This window comes from Nocardioides abyssi, from assembly GCF_030412915.1.
Taxonomy (GTDB): domain Bacteria; phylum Actinomycetota; class Actinomycetes; order Propionibacteriales; family Nocardioidaceae; genus Nocardioides; species Nocardioides abyssi.
Genome location: NZ_JAUHJR010000079.1, coordinates 1 through 327, shown reverse-complemented (window position 1 = coordinate 327; position 327 = coordinate 1). Strand labels below are relative to the sequence as shown.

1 pseudogene is annotated in these 327 nt (G+C 79.2%); it reads left to right on the top strand.

Annotation, left to right across the window (positions count from 1 at the left end):
* A pseudogene (locus QWY29_RS19980) lies at positions 1-327 on the top strand (GNAT family N-acetyltransferase); the annotation flags it as partial.

Here is a 327-nt window from a genome sequence, read left to right as displayed (position 1 = left end):
GCGACGTCGCCGGTCTCGCCCGACGCGGTGCTGCTGGTCAGCGGGTACGTCGACCCGGTGCACGCCGGCGGGGGACTGGGCCGGGTGCTGGTGCAGGCGATGGCGCGCGACCTGCTCGGGCGGGGCGGCTACCGCGCCGTGGAGGCCTTCGGGCGGGCCACCCCGACCGGGAGCGCCCTGGGGGCGTGGCCGGGCCCGCAGGTGGCCCGCTGCGCCCTGCCCGTGGGGTTCCTGGGCGGCGTGGGCTTCGGCACCCAGCGGCCGCACCCGCTGACACCGCGGATGCGGATGGACCTGCGCTCGGCCCTGAGCTGGCGCGACGAGGTG